Source organism: Streptomyces solitudinis (assembly GCF_036323765.1).
GTDB lineage: Bacteria > Actinomycetota > Actinomycetes > Streptomycetales > Streptomycetaceae > Streptomyces.
Genome location: NZ_JAZDCW010000001.1, coordinates 45,632 through 64,193, shown reverse-complemented (window position 1 = coordinate 64,193; position 18,562 = coordinate 45,632). Strand labels below are relative to the sequence as shown.

Below are 18,562 nucleotides of genomic sequence, written 5' to 3'. Positions count from 1 at the left end.
GCCGGGGAACCGCCGCCCCGGCCACCGCCGTCGTACGCGTCACCGGCATAGTGGGGTGGCGCCGCCGCGAGTGCGGTGCATGACAAGCCACGCAGCGTGATCCGTCCAGGGGGAGTTCGTTCATGTCGTCCAAGCGCATGGCCATCCGGCGCCGTCCGGCGCTGGCCGCCGCGGCCGCCGCCGCAGCCTTCGCGGTGTCCGTCACGGCCTGCGGTCCCGGTGAGGGGGCCGAGGCGGACACCGACGCCAAGCCCACCGCGGCGGCGCCCGGCGCCCTCCTCCCCGAGGAGCTGGGCCTGCCCGAGGACCTTCCCTTCAGCCTGGAGGACCTGAAGGCGTGGAAGGAGGGCAAGTGGGACGACTGGGACCCGGACGGCTGGCTCGGTGACGCCAAGGAGTTCATCAATCCGGTCATCGAGGACCTCTGGGACCGGCAGCGGATGCGGGACGCCGAGGAGCCCGACCGCGAGGTCGGCGAGGACGAGATCGGCGGCACCCCGGACGGGGACGGCGCGGGGGCGGCCGAGGACGAGGGCGTCACCGACCCCGAGCCGGCGAAGGTGGACGCGGCGGCGGTGCCGGTGCCCTACACCGAGAGCGCGGCGGCGCACGGCAAGGTGTTCATGGACACCCCCGGCGGGCAGATGGTGTGCTCCGGCACGGTCGTGCGGGACCCGGCGAACCCGGGCCGGTCCAACCTGGTGGCGACGGCCGGGCACTGCGTCCATGGCGGCAAGGGCAAGGGCTGGTTCCGCAACGTCGTCTTCGTGCCCGGCTTCAACCACCGGGGGCTGCCCGCCGCGGAGCTGGAGACGGCGCCGGAGGAGGACGTCCTGCCGCACGGCATTTGGTGGGCCGGTGAGGCGGCGACGACGGACCACTGGCGCGCGGAGGGTGCCGAGCAGGGCGGCGCGGGCGCGCAGCAGGACTTCGCCATGCTGGAGGTGAGCCGGGAGGACGGGGCCGGCTCCTCGCTGGAGGAGACGGTCGGCGCGGCCGTCACGGTGAACTTCAGCCTGCCCACGGTGAGCACGCTGGGCGAGCTGACGGCCCGCGGCTACCCGGCGGCACCGCCGTTCGACGGCAGCGCCATGTACCACTGCGCGGACGCCCCCGGGCGGCTCACCATCGACCCCGAGCAGCCCACCATGTACCGCATCGGCTGCACCATGACCGGCGGCTCCTCGGGCGGCGGCTGGATCGCCAGGGGCCCCGGCGGCGAGGACGAGCTGTACTCGGTGACGTCCATCGGACCGGTCACGGCCACGTGGCTGGCCGGTCCCCGGCTGGGCGCGGACGCCAAGGGCGTCTTCGACGCGGTCAGCGGCTGACCGCGCGGAGGGGTGCGCCGCCGCGGCGGGGCGCCCCTCTCCCGGCGTCGCGGAGCCGCCCCGCTCGGTGGCGTCCCGCCGCCGCGTTCCACGCCACCTCCTGGCCACCTCTTGACGTTCGCAGGAGAACCCGCCATGCCCTTTCTCCGTACGGCCCGAGGCCGGCGTCCGCTGCTGCCCGCGGTGGCGTCCGCCGTCGCGCTGGCGCTGGCTCTCACCGCGTGCGGTCCCGCGGAGGAGGACTCCGGCGCGGACACGGCGGCGGACGTCCGCCCCGCCGCCTCCGCCCCCGGCACCGACGACGGTCCCGGTACGGACGACGGTCCCGGTACGGACGACGGTCCCGGACGCGACGAGCGGCTGCCCGGCGGCCTCCCGGACGCCGTGCGGGACCTGGACGGGTGGCGAGGCGGCGGCTGGCGGGACTGGGACGCCGGGAACTGGCCGCGTGACGCCCAGGACTTCGTCAACCCCTACGTCAAGGGCGTGTGGGACGCCGCCCGGATGCGCGACGCCGGGGACAACCACCGGGGCGTCACCGCGGATGAGCTGGCCACCGCCTCGGCGGCCACCGGCACCGACCCCGAGCCGCGGGCCGTCGAGGCGAGCGAGGTGGCACGGCCCTACCACGAGCACGCGGCGCCGGTGGGCAAGGTGTTCATGGACACCCCGCGCGGCCCCATGGTCTGCTCCGGGACGGTCGTGCGGGACCCGGCGAACCCGGGCCGGTCGAACCTGGTGGCCACCGCGGGCCACTGCGTGCACGGAGGCGGCGACGAGGGGTGGTACCGCAACATCGTGTTCGTGCCGTCATACAACGACCGGGGGCGCCCGGCCGGCCAGCTCGGCGGCGCGCCCGCGCACGAGGTGGCCCCCTACCGGATGTGGTGGGCCACCTGGGCCCAGACGACGTCGTACTGGATCGAGCGGGGCGACGCCGTCTCGGGCGCGGAGGGCGCGGCGCAGGACTTCGCCGTGCTGCACGTCGAGCCGGAGGGCGGCCCGGGGCGGTCCCTGGAGGAGACGGTCGGCAACGCGCTGCGCGTCAACTTCGACGCGCCGCGCCCCCGGGAGCTGGCCGGGCTCAGCTCCTACGGCTACCCGGCGGCGGCGCCGTACGACGGCGCGCTGATGTACACCTGCACCGACCGCCCCGGGCGGCTGACGGTCGACCCGGCGCAGCCCGCGCTGTACCGCATCGGCTGCACGATGACCGGGGGCACGTCCGGCGGCGGCATGTACGCCACCGGCGCCGACGGCAGGGCGGAGCTGGTGTCGGTGAACGCGATCGGGCCGCGCCCGACCACCTGGCTCGCGGGCCCGTACCTGGGCGCGGCCGCGGAGGGCGTCTTCGACGCGGTCAGTGAGAGGTTCGCGGACGGCGGCTGACCGCCACGCGGGCACGACGGCGGCGGGCCCGCACGCCGGGTGCCGGGACCGCCGCCGGGTGGCGCCGCGCTCAGACGGCCGCGAACGGGCTGCGCACGGTGTCGCTGCCGGGGACGGGCGCGGACGCGTCGTCGCCCAGCTCCACGATCCGGTTCCCCGCGTCCACGTGCACGACCCGGGGCCGGTACGCGCGAGCCTCGGCGTCGTCCATCTGCCCGTAGCTGATGAGGATCACCAGGTCGCCCGGGTGCACGAGGTGGGCGGCGGCCCCGTTGATCCCGATCACGCCGGAGCCCCGGCGGCCCTCGATGACGTACGTCTCCAGGCGGGCACCGTTGGTGATGTCGACGATGTGGACCATCTCGCCGGGCAGCAGGTCCGCGGCGTCCAGCAGATCGGCGTCCACGGTGACGGACCCCACGTAGTGGAGGTCAGCCTCGGTGACCGTGGCCCGGTGGATCTTGGACTTGAACATTGTACGCAACATCGAAGCACTCCCACAAGTAGGCTCCCTGCCTGCGTTCTTGCAGGTCAAGGGCTGTTTCGACACCCTACAACGAGTCACATGTTCGGGCAGCTGTCCCCAGCTTTTTCAGGACTCATGCTGACCACTTGCTGACCTTCCCGGCGCCTCGTCAGGTGACTGGAGGAGGGCTTCGCCCACTCTCGCCGAACCCGCCGTGGCGACGGCCCAAGCCTACGCAGCACCCCTCGAAGGACGTCCGTGATCATCGTCACCCGGACGGCCTGGACGACGGTCAGGAGCCAAGGCGCTCGGCCGGAAGCCGGACCACGCGCCGCCCTGGGGCAGCTGGCACAGGCCCCTCGCATCCCGTCTCGAAGGAGGAGGCGCCCACAGCTCCATGAATTTGAGCGGCCGAAGCAGCGCGGCTGCACAGCGGCGGATCGCCGGTTAGCCAAACCGGCGATTCTCACGACCATGGCTGTGGCTCGTCCGGTGACTCCTGGCGGTGGCACAGGGCGGGCGTCAGGGACGTTTGAGGGACCACGCCCAGCGGTGACAGCGACAGCACGTCCACGATCCGGCGCGGAGCTTCCAACCGCGTCGGGCTCAGCAGGACACACCCGATAAACCGACCATCAACCACGCGACTCAGGACATCGGCGGCAATGCCGCTTCCCCAACGCGAAGTGCCTCCACGAGTCCGGGAACCCGATTGTTGTGACCGGACGTGCGCATGAACCTCGCGCACATCTCGGTGATCGTCAGCGGTCTCCTGCCGGGCCACCAGCCCGGCACCACCAGAAGCGGTTCTGGAGGCTGAGGGCGCGGGCGCATCGTGGGAGGTCATGGCCGCGAAGGTAGGTCGCGGGGTGGCTCATGCGCGAAGCAATTGCGCACCAGGTGGCAAGGCCCTTGATCATCGCTCGGGGGCTCGGAGGGCTTCAGAACGCCGCGGACAGCCCGCACAGGGCCGGAAAGGATCATGTGCGCCGGGCAGGTGGGGTCGGACGTCGGTACGGGTGGCGGCGGGTGATGCGTGACCGCGGGACCGGTCCCCGGCTGCGGTGTCCGCCGTTCCGGGTGTCCGGCACGGCGGACACCCGCCTTGCGTCTATTGCCGCTCGTCGGCGCTCAGCTTCAGCCGCTGGTGGACCAGACGGGCGAAGTGGGCCAGGGTGCGTCCGGTGGCCAGGTCGGCCGGTCCGAGGCGGATGTCGAACAAATCCCGGGCCTGCATCAGGAACTGCATCCCCAGCAGCGAGTCCAGTCCGAAGTCGGTGACGTTGACCGTGGGCTCGAGATTGGCCGGGTCGGCCTGCAGGACACCGGCGAGGAGCTGGGTGATCACGTCGGTGATCTTGCGCACCGCCTCGTCCGCCGGGAGGTCCGCCAGCGCGTTCAGGAGCTCGTTGCGGGCGTCCGGGGACGCCGCGGAGGACGCCGGAGCCAGCGGGGCGAACCGGGGGGTGGCCAGGGCAGGCAGCAGATGACGTGCGGTCCCCCAGCGGTAGCGGCCCGCTCCGGCGACGTCGGTGCCCGCGGCCAGGAGGTGGCCGGCGGTGGTCAGGACCTCGGTGGGGGTGAGCAGCTCGAGGCCGCGTCCGGCCATGGCGGCCTCCATGCCGCTGCGGGCGACGTAGCCGGTTTCGCCGATCGGCCCCCAGGCCAGCGCCGTACCCGTCCGGCCGGCGGCGCGCCGTGCCCGGGTGAGGGCCTCCAGGTAGGCGTTGGCCGCCGCGTAGGCGGACTGTCCCGGGTTTCCGATAGTGGCGGAGACGGACGAGTACGTGAGGAACAGGTCCAGGTCGCGGTCGGCCGTGAGGTGGTCCAGCAGGGCAGCGCCCGCCGCTTTGGGGGCCAGTACGGCGGCGAACCGGTCGTCGGTGAGGTCGGACAGCACCGCGTCGTCTATGTGCATCGCCGCGTGCACGATGCCACGCAGGGGGTGCCCGGTGGCGTCCACGGCGTCGAGGACCCGGCGCAGCGACGCTTCCTCGGTGACGTCGGCAGCGTGTGCGGTGGCCTGCACACCGCGGTCGGTGAGTTCCCGGAGCAGGGTGTGCGCACCGGAGGCGTCGGGTCCGCTGCGGGAGAGCAGGGCCAGGTGCCGGGCCCCGCGGTCGGCCAGCAGGTGGGCGGTGGCGGCGCCGAGCCCGCTCAGTCCACCGGTGATCAGGTAGGTGCCCTCGCCGTCGAGGCGGAGGGAGCCGCGTACGGGTTCGACGGGGACGGGTTCGTCCAGGGGGTCGAAGGTGACGACGACCTTGCCGGTGTGCCGGGAGTGCTGCAACAGGTGGAAGGCCTCGTCGACACGGGCGGCGGGATAGGCCGAGTGGGGCAGGGGCCGGTAGGCGCGGGATCCGACCGCCGCGTCGAAGACCTCGACGAGCCGGGTGCGCAGGGCTGGGTCGTCCACGACGGCGTCCAGGTTGAAGCCGATGAAGGTGAGACTGCGGTGGAAGGGGCGAAGCGTGATCGGATTGTTGAGGAGGATGTCCCTCTTGCCGAGCTCGATGAACCGGCCGTTGGGGCGCAGGAGGTCCAGGCCCTGGGCGATGGCCTCGCCGCTGAGGGAGTTCACCACGACGTCCACGCCCTGACCACCGGTCAGCTCCCGCACTCGGGGGACGAAGTCCAGGCTGCGGGAGTCGAGCACGTGCTCGACGCCGAGCGTGCGCAGCAGGTCCCGTTTGGTCTCCGTGCCGGCGGTGGCGATGACGCGGGCGCCCTGCCGGCGGGCACACTGCAGGACGGCCAGGCCCACCGCTCCGGCTCCGCCGTGAACGAGCACGGTCTCCCCGGCACCGAGACGGGCCTGGTGGACCAGGGTCTGGTGGACGGTCAGGAAGGCGACGGGGAAGGTCGCCGCCTCCGTGAAGCTCATCTCGTCGGGAATGCGGACGACGGCGAAGGCGGGGGTCGTGGCGTGCGAGGCGAGTGCGGCGGGCACGAGTCCGCAGACCCGGTCACCGGCCTTCAGATCCCGTACCCCCGCTCCCACGGCACGCACGATGCCGGCACCGTCGGTGCCCAGCCCGCGGCCGAGCGGACTGTTCTCCACCGCTTCGGGCGGAAGCAGGCCGTTGGCCCGCATGGGGTCGCGGTAGTTCAGGGCCACGGCCCGCATCTCCAGTAGCACCTCGCCCGGTCCCGGTTCGGGGGCGTCCGTCTGCCGCCAGACGAGCCGCCGGTGCAGGCCCGGGTCACGGGCTTCCAGAATGAACGGCGTACCGGCGGGGGCGCCCGGGGGCTCGTCCACTGGCTGCTGTACCTGCCGGGGCACGAACCGGCCCCGTGCGGTCAGAATGATCTCGTCCTCCAGAGCGCTTCGGTCGTCGTCGCCGGGTGTGAGAAGTTCGCCGGCCAGGCGGCGGGCGTCGGTGTCGGTGTCACCGGTGCGGTGGCAGGACAGGCGGCGCAGGCACAGGTCCGGGCGCTCGTTGGCGAAGGTGCGGCAGGCCGCCCAGACGGCCGCGTCCACCGGGTGCGTCGGCTGCTCCGGGGCGGGGAAGAGGCCGGTCGGGCGGGTGACGAGCCATACCTGAGGGCTGCTTCCGCCCTTCAGGCCGTCGCAGGCGGTGGCCAGGGAGCGCAGGAGGGCCGCGCGGCGGGTGGTCCGCGTGACGGTCTCGTGCGGGCCGGGGGCAGCGAGCAGCAGGACGACGCGCGGATCGGGGTCCGTGGGCAGGGCCGCCTTCCAGGCGGCGGCCTCGTCGGGCGCGATGATCACGGTGGCCTTCCCGAGGCGGGCGGCCAGAGCTCGCGCGGTCGCCGTCTCGGTGCCGTCCTCGACGGCGATCACCCAGGTGGTGCCCGGTACCGGCCGCGCTGTCTCGGTGGTGGCCACCGCCTGGCTGTGGTCCGCCGCGGCGAGAAGGACGGAGCGGTCCTCGGGCCCGGTCTGCACCACACCGGAGAAGCCGCACCGGTGCAGCAGCGGTGCCCACCGGTCCCGGGCGAGGATGCGGGACGCCGGACGCAGGGTGTGGTCCCCACGCTCCCAGAAATCGTTCAGCGTGCCGTACAGCAGGGCCTGGAGCGGGGCGTGATGCGGTTCGGTGGCCAGCAGGTGTCCGCCGGGGGCCAGCACGCCGTGCAGCCGGTGCAGGGTCGCGGCCAGGTCGGTGGTGGTGTGCAGGGCGTCGCCCGCGAGGACGAGGTCGAACCCGCCTCGGGGCAGACCCTGGTCGGCCGGATCGGCGTTAAGGTTCAGAGTCCGGTAGTCGACGAAATCATGTGCCGAGAAGCGGCGTTCGGCGCGGGCGAGGGTGCTGCCGGTGGGTGCGGTGCAGGTGTAGCGGGTCCGGTCGGCCGGCAGCACGGGCAGGACCGCGGCCGTCAGGGCGGTGGTGGTCGCACCGAACTCCAGGACGCGCAGCGGACGGTCAGCGGGCCAGCGGGCGACGATGTCACCGAGCAGGGCCTGCACGGCACGGTGGGCGAAGCGGTGGGTGGGACCGGACTCGTGGAGTTGCTCGTAGGCGCTGTCCCCGGTCGGCAGGAGTTCACGTGCGTCGGTGTGTCCCCGCACCACGTCGGGCAGCCGGCGCAGGTGCCGGTTGAGGAGCAGCGTCTCGGCGCCGTACGCGGGATGGTCCTCGACCAGGCCGCGCAGCAGGGCCTCGGCGTGGGTCTCCACGCCGGTCAGCCGCCAGGTCTCTTCTGCTGGCCGGGCGAGACCGTGCTCGGCCAGCAGGGGCAGCATCAGCCGCGCGAGCCGCCGGTGCCGCGGCTGGAGGCCCCCGGCCACCAGGTCGTCCATCGAGAACGGGGCCGCCGGGTCGGCGAGAAGACCGCGCAGCGTCCCGGCCCAGCAATGGGCGCCAGCCTGCTCGGCGGCCGCGGTGAACCGACGGTGGCCGCCGTCGTCCAGGGCAGTGCGGGCGGCGGCGATGCGCGGCTCGGCCGCGGACGCCACCTCGGTGGGCGTGGGATACGGGGAGGGCGGGGTGGCGGCATCCGGGTGGGGGGCGGCCCTCAGGACGGTGCGCTGGACGGTCAGCGGGGTGTGTTCGGTCAGGTGTGCCCGGCGGGTGCGGCAGCCGTCGATCTCGACGGTGACCGTGCCGTCGGGGTCGGCGTAGGTGATGTCCCAGCACATCTCGTTGGCGCTGCGGCTGCGGCGGCGCAGATGTACGACGCCGGTGGGCGCGGGGGTGCGCCACACGCGTACGGCTCCGAACACGGTCGGGAGGAAGGCGGCGGACTTCTCCGGCGCCTCGGCGAGAACCACGGTGGCCTGCAACGGCGCGTCGATCAGGACCGGGTGGGCGGTGTAGGCGTCGGCGGGGTGCTCCAGCCGGTAGCTGACCAATGCCTCTCCGTCGCCGGTGTCGACGCGGTCGATGAGCTGGAAGCCCGGCCCGCAGCGCAGACCGATGCCGTGGCACATGCGGTAGAAGCCCGGGCCGTCGACGCTCCGGTCGCAGCGTGCCCGGAGCGCACCGACGTCGAGCGGGGCCGGTGCCGTGCCGAGCAGGCTGCGGGCCTGTGCGCGTACCACGGGCAGGCACTCACCGCCGTGTTCCTCACGGACGCTGATGGTCACGGCGCCGTCGTCGGGGGTGACGGCGGTCTGCAGGGCGACCGGCGTCGGGTCCGGCCACCGCAGGGACAGCGGACGGCCGATCTCCAGGTGCCGTACCTCGACCGGACGGTCCATGGCCCGGCGACCGGCACTCAGGGCCATTTCCACGTAGGCGGCGGCCGGCATGAGGACGTCGCTGCCGATCCTGTGGTCGCCCAGCCAGGGCACCAGTTGCGGCTCGACGGTGCCGTGCCACACGGGGTGCGGGGCGGGCATCCGCTCCCCCACCAGCGGATGATCCAGCAGGCCGCTGCCGCTGGTGTGGGGGACCAGGTCGTGCGCGGTGCCGTGCCAGTGCCGTTCGTGCTGCCACGCGTAGGCGGGCAGGTCGACCACCCGGCCGGGGCGGGGGAAGTGGTGCCGCCAGTCGGTCGCGGTGTCGGCGGCGAGTACGGCGGCGACGGCCGCCGCGGTCTCGCGGAGGCCGTCCCCGTCGCGGTACAGGGTGGGGACGCAGATGGCGCCGGTGTGGCGCAGGTAGGGGCGCAGCACCGGGTGCGGTCCGATCTCGACCAGGACGCCGGCGTGCTCGGTGGCGAGGTGGGTGGCGGCCTCGGCGAACCGTACGGGCTCGCGGACGTTGCGCCACCAGTACGCGGCGTCGAGTTCGGGCCCGTCCAGCGGGGCACCGGCGACGGTGGAGACGAACGGGATGCGGGCCGGGGCGGGTTCGAGTCCGTCTAGGGCGTCGAGCAGTGGCTTTCTGATGGAGTCCATGGCCCGGCTGTGGAAGGCGTAGTCGAGGTCAAGTTCGCGGAAGAAGACGCCGCGGCCCGTGAGTTCGGATTCCCAGGCCGCGAGCGCGTCGGCGTTCCCGGCGACGGTCACGTCCCGGTCGCTGTTGATTCCCGCGATCTCCAGTGCGCCGTCGTGGCGGAGCAGTTCCTCGCGTGCCTGTGCCTCGGACAGGCCGACGGCGGCCATCCGGCCCCGGCCCGCCGTGGCGCCCTGGGTGCGGCTGCGTTCGGCGATCACCAGCGCGGCCTGTTCCAGGCTGAGGACCCCGGCGGCGAGGGCGGCGGCGACCTCGCCGACGCTGTGTCCGGTCACCGCCCGCGGGCGCACCCCGTGTGAGGCCAGCAGCGCGGTGAGGCCCACCTGCACGGCGAAGAGGGCGGGCTGGGCCACCTCGGTGCGCTGCCACTTCCGGGGGGAAGGGTGGGCCAGTTCCTTCGCCACCGACCAGCCCAGGTGGGGTGCGAGGGCCGCGTCGGCCTCCTGGACGGCCCTGCGGAAAACCGGTTCGCCCCGCAGCAGGTCGGCGGCCATGCCCGGCCACTGGGAGGCGTTGCCGGAGAACACGAACGCGATCCCGTCCCGCTCGCCGACGCGCACCATGGCCCCGCTCGCGGGTTCCGCGGCCGTCAGCCGGTCCAGCTGCCGGGCGGCATCTTGCGGGTCGGTGGCCAGTACGGCGGCACGGTGCGGGTGCGCGGTGCGCCGTACGGTGCTGGTGTGGGCCACGTCGTAGAAGTCCGCCGGCTCGGCGTTCCGCAGCCGCTCCGCCATACGGGCGGTCATCTGCTTCAGCGCCTTGCCGGACCGGGCGGAGACGACGAGTGGCAGGGGGCGCCCGTCCGGCACCGGGTTCGGCTCGGGCTGCCGCGTGGCGGGCGGCTGGACGACGACGGCGTGGGCGTTGGCTCCGCCGAAGCCGAAGGCGCTCACTCCGACGGCCGCCCTCTCCCCCGGGTCCAGCGGGACGGGGTTGACGGCGGGGGCCAGTCCCAAGGCGTCGAAGTCGATGCGGGGGTTGAGGGGAAGGGCGTGCAGGGACGCCGGCACCATCCGGTGGCGCAGGACCAGGATCGCCTTGAGCAGGCCGGCCATTCCGGCGGCGGGCTCCAGGTGGCCGATGTTCGTCTTCACCGAGCCGATCGGCAGCGGTCCGCGGCTGCGGCGCCGGCCCAGAGCCCGGCCGATGGCCTCGGCCTCCGCCGGGTCACCGGCCTGGGTGCCGGTGCCGTGGGCCTCGACGTACACCAGGTCGTCCGCGTCGATCCCGGCCTCCGCGTAGACCGTGTGCAGCAGCGCCTCCTGGGTCTCGGCGCTTGGCACGATCATTCCGGTGCTGCGGCCGTCGGTGTTGTTGCCGGTGGCGGCCAGTACGGCGTGGACGCGGTCGCCGTCCGCCACCGCGTCCGTGAGGCGCTTGAGGACAAGCACCGCGCCGCCCTCCGCGCGGACGAACCCGTCGGCGTCGGCGGAGAACGCCGCGCAGCGTCCGCGACGCGACAGCATGCCCGCGTAGGAGAATCCGGCGAAGGAGTAGGGGGTGGACAGTACGTTGACGCCGCCGACCAGGGCGACGCGGCCCGGGCCCTCGCGCAGAGTGCGGCAGGCCCGGTCCAGGGCGACCAGGGCGGAGGAGCAGGCCGTGTCCACGGCCATGCTCGGCCCACGCAGGTCGAAGGCGTACGACATCCGGTTCGCCGTGATGGACAGGGTGGCGCCGGGCATGGTGTGCGGGCTCGTGTGGTCCTGCATCATGGACAGGTGCACGCCGTACCCGGGGTCGGAGACGCCCACGTACACGCACGTGTCCGACCCGGCCAGTGACTCGGCGGGGATGGCGGCGTCGTCCATTGCCTCGGCGGCCATCTCCAGCAGCAGCCGCTGTTGCGGGTCGATGTGCCGGGCCTCCGCGGGTGACATACCGAAGTAGGCGGCGTCGAACGAGGCGACGTCCTGAAGAAAACCGCCGGCGGCAGTGTAGCTGCGGCCTGGCCGCACGCCTCCCGGGTCGACGGTCCGGTCGCGGGGCAGCCGGTCGGCGGGCATTTCACCGACCATGTCACGCCCGTCGCGCAGCACGGCCCACAGGTCGTCCAGATCGGTGATGCCTCCGGGAAGCCGGCACCCCACGCCCACCACCGCCACGGCCCGTTCACGCTGCTGCATCACCAAGTCCCCGCCCCTCACGCCGACTCACTGGCCTTCGTGCGGATTGAAGAGGATGAGGCGGGCCGGGAATGGAAGGATCCTGAATAAAGCACTCGTTAGAGTGAATGTCGTTACACGTACACCATGGCGGTTTCGCGCCGGTTACGGTGACCCGGTGCCCGATGCCCTCCGTGCCCGTATCGCCGCCGTTTCCACTCATCTTCCTTCTCGTTACCGGACCTTGGACGAAACCCGCGTCAAGATCACCCAGACGGGTGGCTACGCCCCGCCGCCCGGTCTGCTGGAGGATCTCACCGGTGTGCGCGGGGTCCATGTCCACGAGGACGGCGAGAACGCCTCCGACCTCGCCATGGCTGCCGCCCGCAGCGCGCTCGACGCAGCCGGTCTGAAGATCGGTGATGTGGACCTGCTGCTGTTCGCCTCGACCTCGCAGGACCTGATCGAACCCGCGACCGCCCACATCGTGGCCACCAAACTGGGCGCCTCCTGCCCGGTGTTCGACGTCAAGAACGCCTGCAACAGCTTCCTCAACGGCATGGAGGTGGCCGCGTCGTTCATCGAGACCGGCCGCTACGGCACGGTCCTCATCGCCTGCGGTGAACCCTCCACCCTGGCCACCCGCTGGCACGTCCCCCACCGAGAGGACCTGCTCAGGGCCCTGCCCGGCTACACAGCCTCCGACGCCGGTGCCGCGATGGTGCTCACCGCCGGCCCCGCGGGTGACGGCGACCCCGGCATCCTGTCCCTCCGGTTCGTCAGCAACTCCCCCGCCTGGGAGGCCTGCACGGTGGCCGGTGGCGGAAGCATGCACCACCTCTCCGTCCACGACGACCACACCACCCTGCGCCTGAACGGGGACCTGCGACGGAGCGCGCTCGACGTGCTCCCCCGGATCATGGACACCGCCGGGGACGAACTCCGGGCCGCGCAGTCCGGCGCCTTCTCCTTCATCGCCTTCCATCAGATCGCCATGCCGCAGTACCGCGAGGTGATCGACACCTTCTCCCTGCCCGAGGACCGGTGTATGCCCGCGGTGGCCGAGCACGGGAACTGCGCGGCGGCCTCCCTGCCCCTGCAACTGGTCAAGGCGCGGGAGGCCGACCGCATCGAGAGCGGGGACCTGGTGGCGATGATCGGTCTGGCCAGTGGTTTCAGCTTCGGTCTGGCGCTCGTCCGGTGGTGACCGCACGAGCCGGGCACACCCCGGCACCGGATTCCGCCGCGCTGGAACGGCTGATGCCGGGCTACCCCGCGCCCCGGCACTGGCGGCGGGTGCCGGTCACCGGCCAGCACTACCTCGACCTCGGCTCCGGCCGGCCGGTGCTGTTCCTGCACGGCAACCCGTCGTGGAGCTACGTCTGGCGCAAGCTGCTGCACCGGCTCGCCCCGCACGCCCGCTGTCTGGCCCCCGACCTGCCGGGTTTCGGGCTGTCCCGGCACCTGCGGCCGGCGGACGGGGTGCCCGATCCCTACGAGGCTCAGCTGGAAGGCCTGGACAGCCTCCACCGTCACCTGGTGCGGAACGAGGGCCTGCCCGAACGGGACTGGACGTTCGTCCTGCACGACTGGGGCGGCCCGCTCGGAACCGCCTGGGCGCTGCGCAACCCGGGCGTCGTGGCCCGGCTGGTCGTCTGCAACACCGTGGCCTTCCCCTTCCCGGACGGTTTCCGGCTGCCGTTCTACCTGCGCTGGATCCGTGACCACCGGCCGGTCGCCGCGTTCGTCCACGCCACCAACGCCTTCGCCCGCGTCGCCGTACGAGCCGGAGTCCACCACCAGCTGCTCCCAGCCGAACGGCGGGCCTACCTACGGCCCTACGCCCGCCGCGCGGAGCGCCGGGCGCTCACCGACGCCGTACGCGCGATCCCCCGCGGCCCCGCGGCCCCCGCGTGGCACCTGCTCGAACCCCCCGGCACCGGGGCTGGCTTGGCGGACCTGCCCCTGCTCGTCGGGTGGGGCATGCGCGATCCCGTCTTCACTCCGGACCTGCTTCAGGAGTGGGCACGCCGGTGCCCGCAAGCCGTCATCCACCGCTTCCCCGCCGCCGGGCACTTCGTCATGGAGGACGCCGCGGCCGAACTGGGCGACCGCGTCCGTGACTTCCTCGAGGGAGCCTCATGACCACGACCGCCGCGGACATCGCCGGGAGCCTGGCTGAGCGGCCCGACGCCATCGCCCTCGTGGAAAGCGCTAAGGGAAGCTGGCGGACGACCCGTCGCGGCGAGCTGGTGCGCCACTGCCGCCGCATCGCCCAGGACCTGCGCGAGGCGGGGGTACGGCCCGGCCACAAGGCCGTCGTGATGACCCGCGATGCCCACGATCTCGCCGCCGTCTCGTACGCACTGGCCCTTCTCGGCGCCGTACCCGTGCTGATCGAACCGCGCGCCGAGGTGGGCCGCTGCCTTCAGGACATCGCCCCGGACGTCTTCATCGGGGAGCCGCTGGCCCACCTCGGGCGCCGGGCGCTGGGGTGGGGCCGCCCCCACGTCCGGATTGCCCTGGTCACCGGTTCCGCGCCGCTCCCCGTGGGACGGCGACTGGTCACCCGGACGCCGGCCGGCGGTACCTCGCTCCCGCAGGTGCGTGAGCCCGACGGCGACGAACCGGCCCTCATCGCCTTCACGTCGGGCTCCACGGGCCGGCCGAAGGGCGCGGAGTACCGCCACTCCACCCTGGCCGGGCAGCTCGACGCTCTGACGACGCTGATGGACCCCCGGCCCGACGACGTGCTCCTCGCCGGATTCCTGCCGGTCGCGCTGCTCGGTCCGCTGCTGGGCCTGACCACCGTCGCCCCGGCGGTGAACCACCTGGCCCCGGCCCGTACCCCGCCAAAGGAAATCGTCGGGCCCCTTCGGGAACACCGGGCGAGCATCGTCCTGGCCTCCCCCGCCGTCCTCACCCTGATCGCCCGTCACTGCGCCCGCCGCGGCATCGCCCTGCCCTCGGTCCAGCAGATCCTGTCCTTCGGAGCCCCGCTGCGCATCGGTCTCGCCGACGCCCTGCGCAAGGCTGTGCCGGACGACGCCGAGATCCTCAGCGTGTACGGCGCGACGGAGTGCCTGCCCGTGTCCGCGATCGGCGACCACGATCTGCGGGCCTCGCGCGACGCGCCGCCCGCCGGGCACGCGGGCACCTGCCTGGGCCGGCCACTGCCCGGCATCCACGCACGGATCCTGGACGCCGACGCCACCGGGCTCGGCGAGATCGCCGTCGCCGGCCCCACCGTCAGCCCCGCCTACCACGCCCGTCCCGACGCCGACGCCACCACCAAGAGCGACACCGACCACGGCGTGCTGCACCGCACCGGGGACCTGGGCCGGCTCGACGACGAGGGCCGGCTGTGGTTCCTGGGCCGCAAGGCCCACCTGATCACCGGCACCGGCTTCACCCTGACCACCGAGGACATCGAGGCCGCGGCGGACACCGCCCCCGGCATCCGGCGCACCGCCCTCGTCGGCGTCGGCACGGCCGTGTGCCAACTGCCCGTGCTCTGCGTGGAACCCCTGCCCTCCACCCCACGCGCCTCCGCCCTGGAGGCTGTCCGCGCCGTTCTGAAAAACCACCCGGACGGGCACCGCGTCGGCGCCGTGCTGATCCGTACCGCCTTACCCACCGACCCCCGGCACAACTCCAAGATCGACCGCATGCGACTGGCCGGCTGGGCCGCCAAGCGCCTGCGCGGGAGGGATCGATGAAGGTACTGGTCACCGGAGGAAGTGGCTTCCTGGGGCTGGAGATCTGCCGTCTGCTCAGCGCACGCGGTGACGTCACCTCCTCCCTCAGCCGGCGCCCGAGCAGCGCACTGGAACGACTGGGCGTCCACCAGCACCTGGGCGACCTCTCCGATGCCGCCGCGGTCTCCCGTGCCGTCGCCGGGTGCGACGCCGTCATCCACAACGCCGCCCTGGCCGGCGTCAGCGGCCCTCCACGGCCCTACTGGGCCACCAACGTCGTCGGCACCCGCCATGTCGTCGAGCAGTGCCGCGCCCACGGCGTGCGCACGCTCCTCTACACCTCGACCGCCAGCGTCGTCTTCCGGCCCGGCGGCCTGGAGGGTGTCACCGAGAGCCTTCCCATCGCTCCCCGTCACCTGGCCGCCTACCCCGCTACCAAGGCCCGCGCCGAGGCCCTGGTGCTGACGGCCCACGGCCCGGAGTTGGCCACCGTCTCGCTGCGCCCGCACATCATCTGGGGGCCCGGCGACCCCCATTTCGCCCCCGCTCTCGCGCGCACCGTGCGAGCCGGCCGCCTGCTGATGCCCGGTGACGGCGGCAACCTCGTCGACACCACCCATGTCCGTACCGCCGCCCACGCGCATCTGCTCTCCCTGGACAGCCTGCGGCAGTCGCCGGAGACGGCGGGCGGCCGCGCCTACTTCATCGGTCAGGGCGACCCGCGTCCGCTGCGCGAGATCACCCTGCACTTCCTGCGGGCCGCTGGCATCGACGCCCGCTGGTGCGCCGTACCGCCCCGGCTCGCCACCGTCGGAGCCGCGGTCAGCGACGCGCTGCTGCGCGCGGCACGCAGTCCCCGCACCCACGCCCTGAGCCGCTTCCTCGTCGCGGAGCTGCTGCATCCGCATCACTTCGACCTCACCGCGGCCCGCCGCGACCTGGGCTTCGCACCGCCGGTCAGTTTCGACGCCGGTATCGCGGAACTCACCCTCTCCACCCGGAACGACAGCGAGGAGACACCGTGCCAGACACCTACGACACCATCCGCTCCATTCTGAACAGCGCCTTCCGCATCCCCCAGGACGAGATCCGGCCCGACCTCACGCTGGAGCAACTGGACCTGGACTCCCTGGCCCTGACGGAGCTGGTGCTCATCGTGCACGAGCACTTCGGGGTGAAGGTCGACAGCGCGTACGCCTCCCGGAGCACGACCGTCGCGCAGGTCGTCGACCACCTCGACGCGTTGCGCACGGGCGACACCGGGGCGGTGGCCCCCTCGTGACCGAGCCCGTCGCCGTCACCGGCCTCGGCCTGATCACCCCCGCCGGGGAGAACACCGGCGCCACCTGGGACACGGTCCGCCGCGGTGCGGGCACCGCGGCCGCGCACGATCCGGCGCTGGCCGGGCTTCCCGTCGACTTCTCCTGCCGCGTCCCGCTGCGCCGCGCCGACCTGGACCGGCGCGTCGGCCGCACCGCCTGGCGCATGTCACACAACGCCGTGCTGGCGGTGCTCGCCGCCCGCGAGGCGGTGCACGACGCCGGCCTCGACGCCCGGACGTGGGACGGCGACCGAGTCGCCGTCGTCATCGGCTGCGGGTTGGGAGCGGACGCGGTGCGCGAGGAACAGGCCAGGCGGCTGGCAGAACGGGGCGCCGACATGGTCTCCGCGCTCACCATTCCCCAGGTCATCCCGAACATGGCGGCCGGGGAGGTCTCCATCGACCTCGGGGCCCGCGGCCCCGGCCTCGCCCCGGCCACCGCCTGTGCCTCCGGCGCCACCGCCGTCGCCGTCGCCCGCGACCTCCTCGCCGCCGGCCGGTGCGACGTCGCGGTGGCCGGAGCCACCGAAGCCGCCATCACCCCGCTGGCCGCCGCGGGCTTCTGGCGCGCCGGCGCGCTGTCCCGGCGCACCGACGCGGTCACCCGCGCGTCGAGGCCCTTCGCCGCCGACCGTGACGGCTTCGTCATGGCGGAAGGCGCCGGCGTCCTCGTACTGGAGCGGACCGCGGACGCGGCCCCCCGTGGTGCCCGTGTGCGCGCCCTGTTGGTGGGCTGCGGCAGCACCTCGGACGCCCACCATCCCACCGCACCCGCCCCGGACGGCCGGGGCGCGGAGGCTGCACTGCGCACCGCCCTGGCGGACGCGGGTCTGGCTCCGCACGACGTCGACCACGTCAACGCCCACGGCACCTCCACGACGGCCAACGACGCCGCCGAGTCGGCTCTGATCGCCCGGGTACTGCCGCACCGCCCCAGTGTCACCGCACCCAAGGGCGTACTCGGCCACAGCCTGGGCGCGGCGGGCGCCGTGGAGGCGGCACTGACCGTGCTCACCCTTCAGCACAGTACGGTGCCCCCGGTCGCGAACCTGGACGCCCCGGCTCCGGGGTTCGACATCGACTGCGTCACCAAGGAGCCACGCCGACAGGACGTCCGTATCGCCGTCAGCCACTCCTTCGGCTTCGGCGGACACAACGTCGTCCTTGCTCTGGCCAGGGCCTCCTGACCGGGTCGGCGGCCCGATAGGAGCGGCTGGGCGGCGCGGGGCACGACGGGCCCGCGTCGGTTCAGCGGGAGTCCGGGGCAGCTGTCGGGCGGCAAGCCGCCGCGTCGGCCACGACGTCGCCGCCGGTGCATCAGTCCCGTCCGCCGTCCCAGCGCTGCGAACTCGGCCAGCGCGCCGACTGCTGAACGGCCTGCCCGTCGAAATCTCCAGTCGGTTCTGCTCCGATCGCGTGATGCGCCGGCCGACACCACCACGGGTCTGCAACCCCGAAGGGGGCGACCGCCCAAGCATGGCGGCGAGTTCGTCTTCGGAGACTCCAGCACCTGGAGCACCGAACAGACTGCGACGACCACGGGCACCCGGCTCGATGGGAAGGCGACCGCGCAGGTGTGGGACCGGTTGCACCCGCGGTCGACCCGGCGGGCGGCTTGGCTCGACGACGACGGCCCGCTGCCCATCATCGAGGGCGCCGGCGCGCCCGAGACGGACGCCGACCGCTGATGGCAGTCCTTCCCGCGGCGATTCGACATCGAACGCACGTTCCGCCTCTTCAAGCAGGCGCTCGGCCGGATCAAGGCCCGGCTTCGCAGCTCCGAGGCGGCGGGCCGGTGGACCTGGCTGGTGATCGCCGCCCATGCCCAGCTCCGGTTCGCCCGCCCGCTGGCCACGGACCTGTGGCGGCCTGGGAGAAACCGACGGAGTT

Annotated in this window: 10 protein-coding genes; 8 read left to right on the top strand and 2 right to left on the bottom strand. The window is 73.4% G+C overall.

The genetic code is table 11. The annotated features are described in order from the left end of the window. Nucleotides 1-122: 122 nt before the first annotated feature. Together V1J52_RS00215 and V1J52_RS00210 are read left to right on the top strand one after the other, a co-directional pair. Nucleotides 123-1,331, top strand: a complete 1,209-nt coding sequence (locus tag V1J52_RS00215; RefSeq protein ID WP_330137436.1) for a trypsin-like serine peptidase — start codon at nt 123-125, stop codon at nt 1,329-1,331. A gap of 135 nt (nt 1,332-1,466) precedes the next feature. After that, nucleotides 1,467-2,720, top strand: coding sequence for a trypsin-like serine peptidase (locus tag V1J52_RS00210; protein WP_330137435.1), 1,254 nt, complete (start codon nt 1,467-1,469; stop codon nt 2,718-2,720). 70 nt (nt 2,721-2,790) lie between these two features. Here V1J52_RS00210 and panD read toward each other — a convergent pair whose 3' ends face one another. Together panD and V1J52_RS00200 are read right to left on the bottom strand one after the other, a co-directional pair. Continuing rightward, nucleotides 2,791-3,207, bottom strand: coding sequence for an aspartate 1-decarboxylase (gene panD, locus V1J52_RS00205; protein WP_330137434.1), 417 nt, complete (start codon nt 3,205-3,207; stop codon nt 2,791-2,793). A 1,090-nt stretch (nt 3,208-4,297) separates the two neighbouring features. Then, complete coding sequence (locus tag V1J52_RS00200) at nt 4,298-11,674, bottom strand: SDR family NAD(P)-dependent oxidoreductase (RefSeq protein ID WP_330137433.1); 7,377 nt, start codon at nt 11,672-11,674, stop codon at nt 4,298-4,300. Between the two features lie 223 nt (nt 11,675-11,897). Between V1J52_RS00200 and V1J52_RS00195 the strand changes: the two genes are divergently transcribed. Genes V1J52_RS00195 through V1J52_RS00170 form a run of 6 tightly spaced genes read left to right on the top strand, consistent with a single transcriptional unit; the run spans nt 11,898 to nt 17,859 of the window. Further along, a complete protein-coding gene (locus V1J52_RS00195; protein ID WP_330137432.1) occupies nt 11,898-12,860 on the top strand; it encodes a 3-oxoacyl-ACP synthase III family protein in 963 nt (320 codons plus the stop codon). Continuing rightward, nucleotides 12,857-13,798, top strand: coding sequence for an alpha/beta fold hydrolase (locus V1J52_RS00190; RefSeq protein WP_330137431.1), 942 nt, complete (start codon nt 12,857-12,859; stop codon nt 13,796-13,798). Before V1J52_RS00195 ends, V1J52_RS00190 begins: the two co-directional genes overlap by 4 nt. Further along, the gene (locus tag V1J52_RS00185) at nt 13,795-15,372 is read left to right on the top strand and encodes an AMP-binding protein (protein WP_330137430.1); all 1,578 of its coding nucleotides are present in this window, start codon (nt 13,795-13,797) and stop codon (nt 15,370-15,372) included. Before V1J52_RS00190 ends, V1J52_RS00185 begins: the two co-directional genes overlap by 4 nt. Beyond that, the gene (locus V1J52_RS00180; RefSeq protein WP_330137429.1) at nt 15,369-16,409 is read left to right on the top strand and encodes an NAD-dependent epimerase/dehydratase family protein; all 1,041 of its coding nucleotides are present in this window, start codon (nt 15,369-15,371) and stop codon (nt 16,407-16,409) included. Before V1J52_RS00185 ends, V1J52_RS00180 begins: the two co-directional genes overlap by 4 nt. Then, nucleotides 16,373-16,633: an acyl carrier protein gene (locus tag V1J52_RS00175; RefSeq protein WP_330137428.1), complete on the top strand. Its 261-nt coding sequence runs from the start codon at nt 16,373-16,375 to the stop codon at nt 16,631-16,633. The genes V1J52_RS00180 and V1J52_RS00175 overlap by 37 nt, the downstream gene beginning before the upstream one ends. After that, nucleotides 16,630-17,859, top strand: a complete 1,230-nt coding sequence (locus tag V1J52_RS00170) for a beta-ketoacyl-[acyl-carrier-protein] synthase family protein (protein WP_330137427.1) — start codon at nt 16,630-16,632, stop codon at nt 17,857-17,859. Before V1J52_RS00175 ends, V1J52_RS00170 begins: the two co-directional genes overlap by 4 nt. Nucleotides 17,860-18,562: the final 703 nt, after the last annotated feature.

Bases quoted from the DNA above. Each gene is read 5' to 3' on its own strand.
- V1J52_RS00215 (WP_330137436.1), top strand. From the start codon at position 123: ATGTCGTCCAAGCGCATGGCCATCCGGCGCCGTCCGGCGCTGGCCGCC.
- V1J52_RS00185 (WP_330137430.1), top strand. From the start codon at position 13,795: ATGACCACGACCGCCGCGGACATCGCCGGGAGCCTGGCTGAGCGGCCC.
- V1J52_RS00210 (WP_330137435.1), top strand. From the start codon at position 1,467: ATGCCCTTTCTCCGTACGGCCCGAGGCCGGCGTCCGCTGCTGCCCGCG.
- V1J52_RS00180 (WP_330137429.1), top strand. From the start codon at position 15,369: ATGAAGGTACTGGTCACCGGAGGAAGTGGCTTCCTGGGGCTGGAGATC.
- V1J52_RS00200 (WP_330137433.1), bottom strand. From the start codon at position 11,674: ATGCAGCAGCGTGAACGGGCCGTGGCGGTGGTGGGCGTGGGGTGCCGG.
- panD (WP_330137434.1), bottom strand. From the start codon at position 3,207: ATGTTGCGTACAATGTTCAAGTCCAAGATCCACCGGGCCACGGTCACC.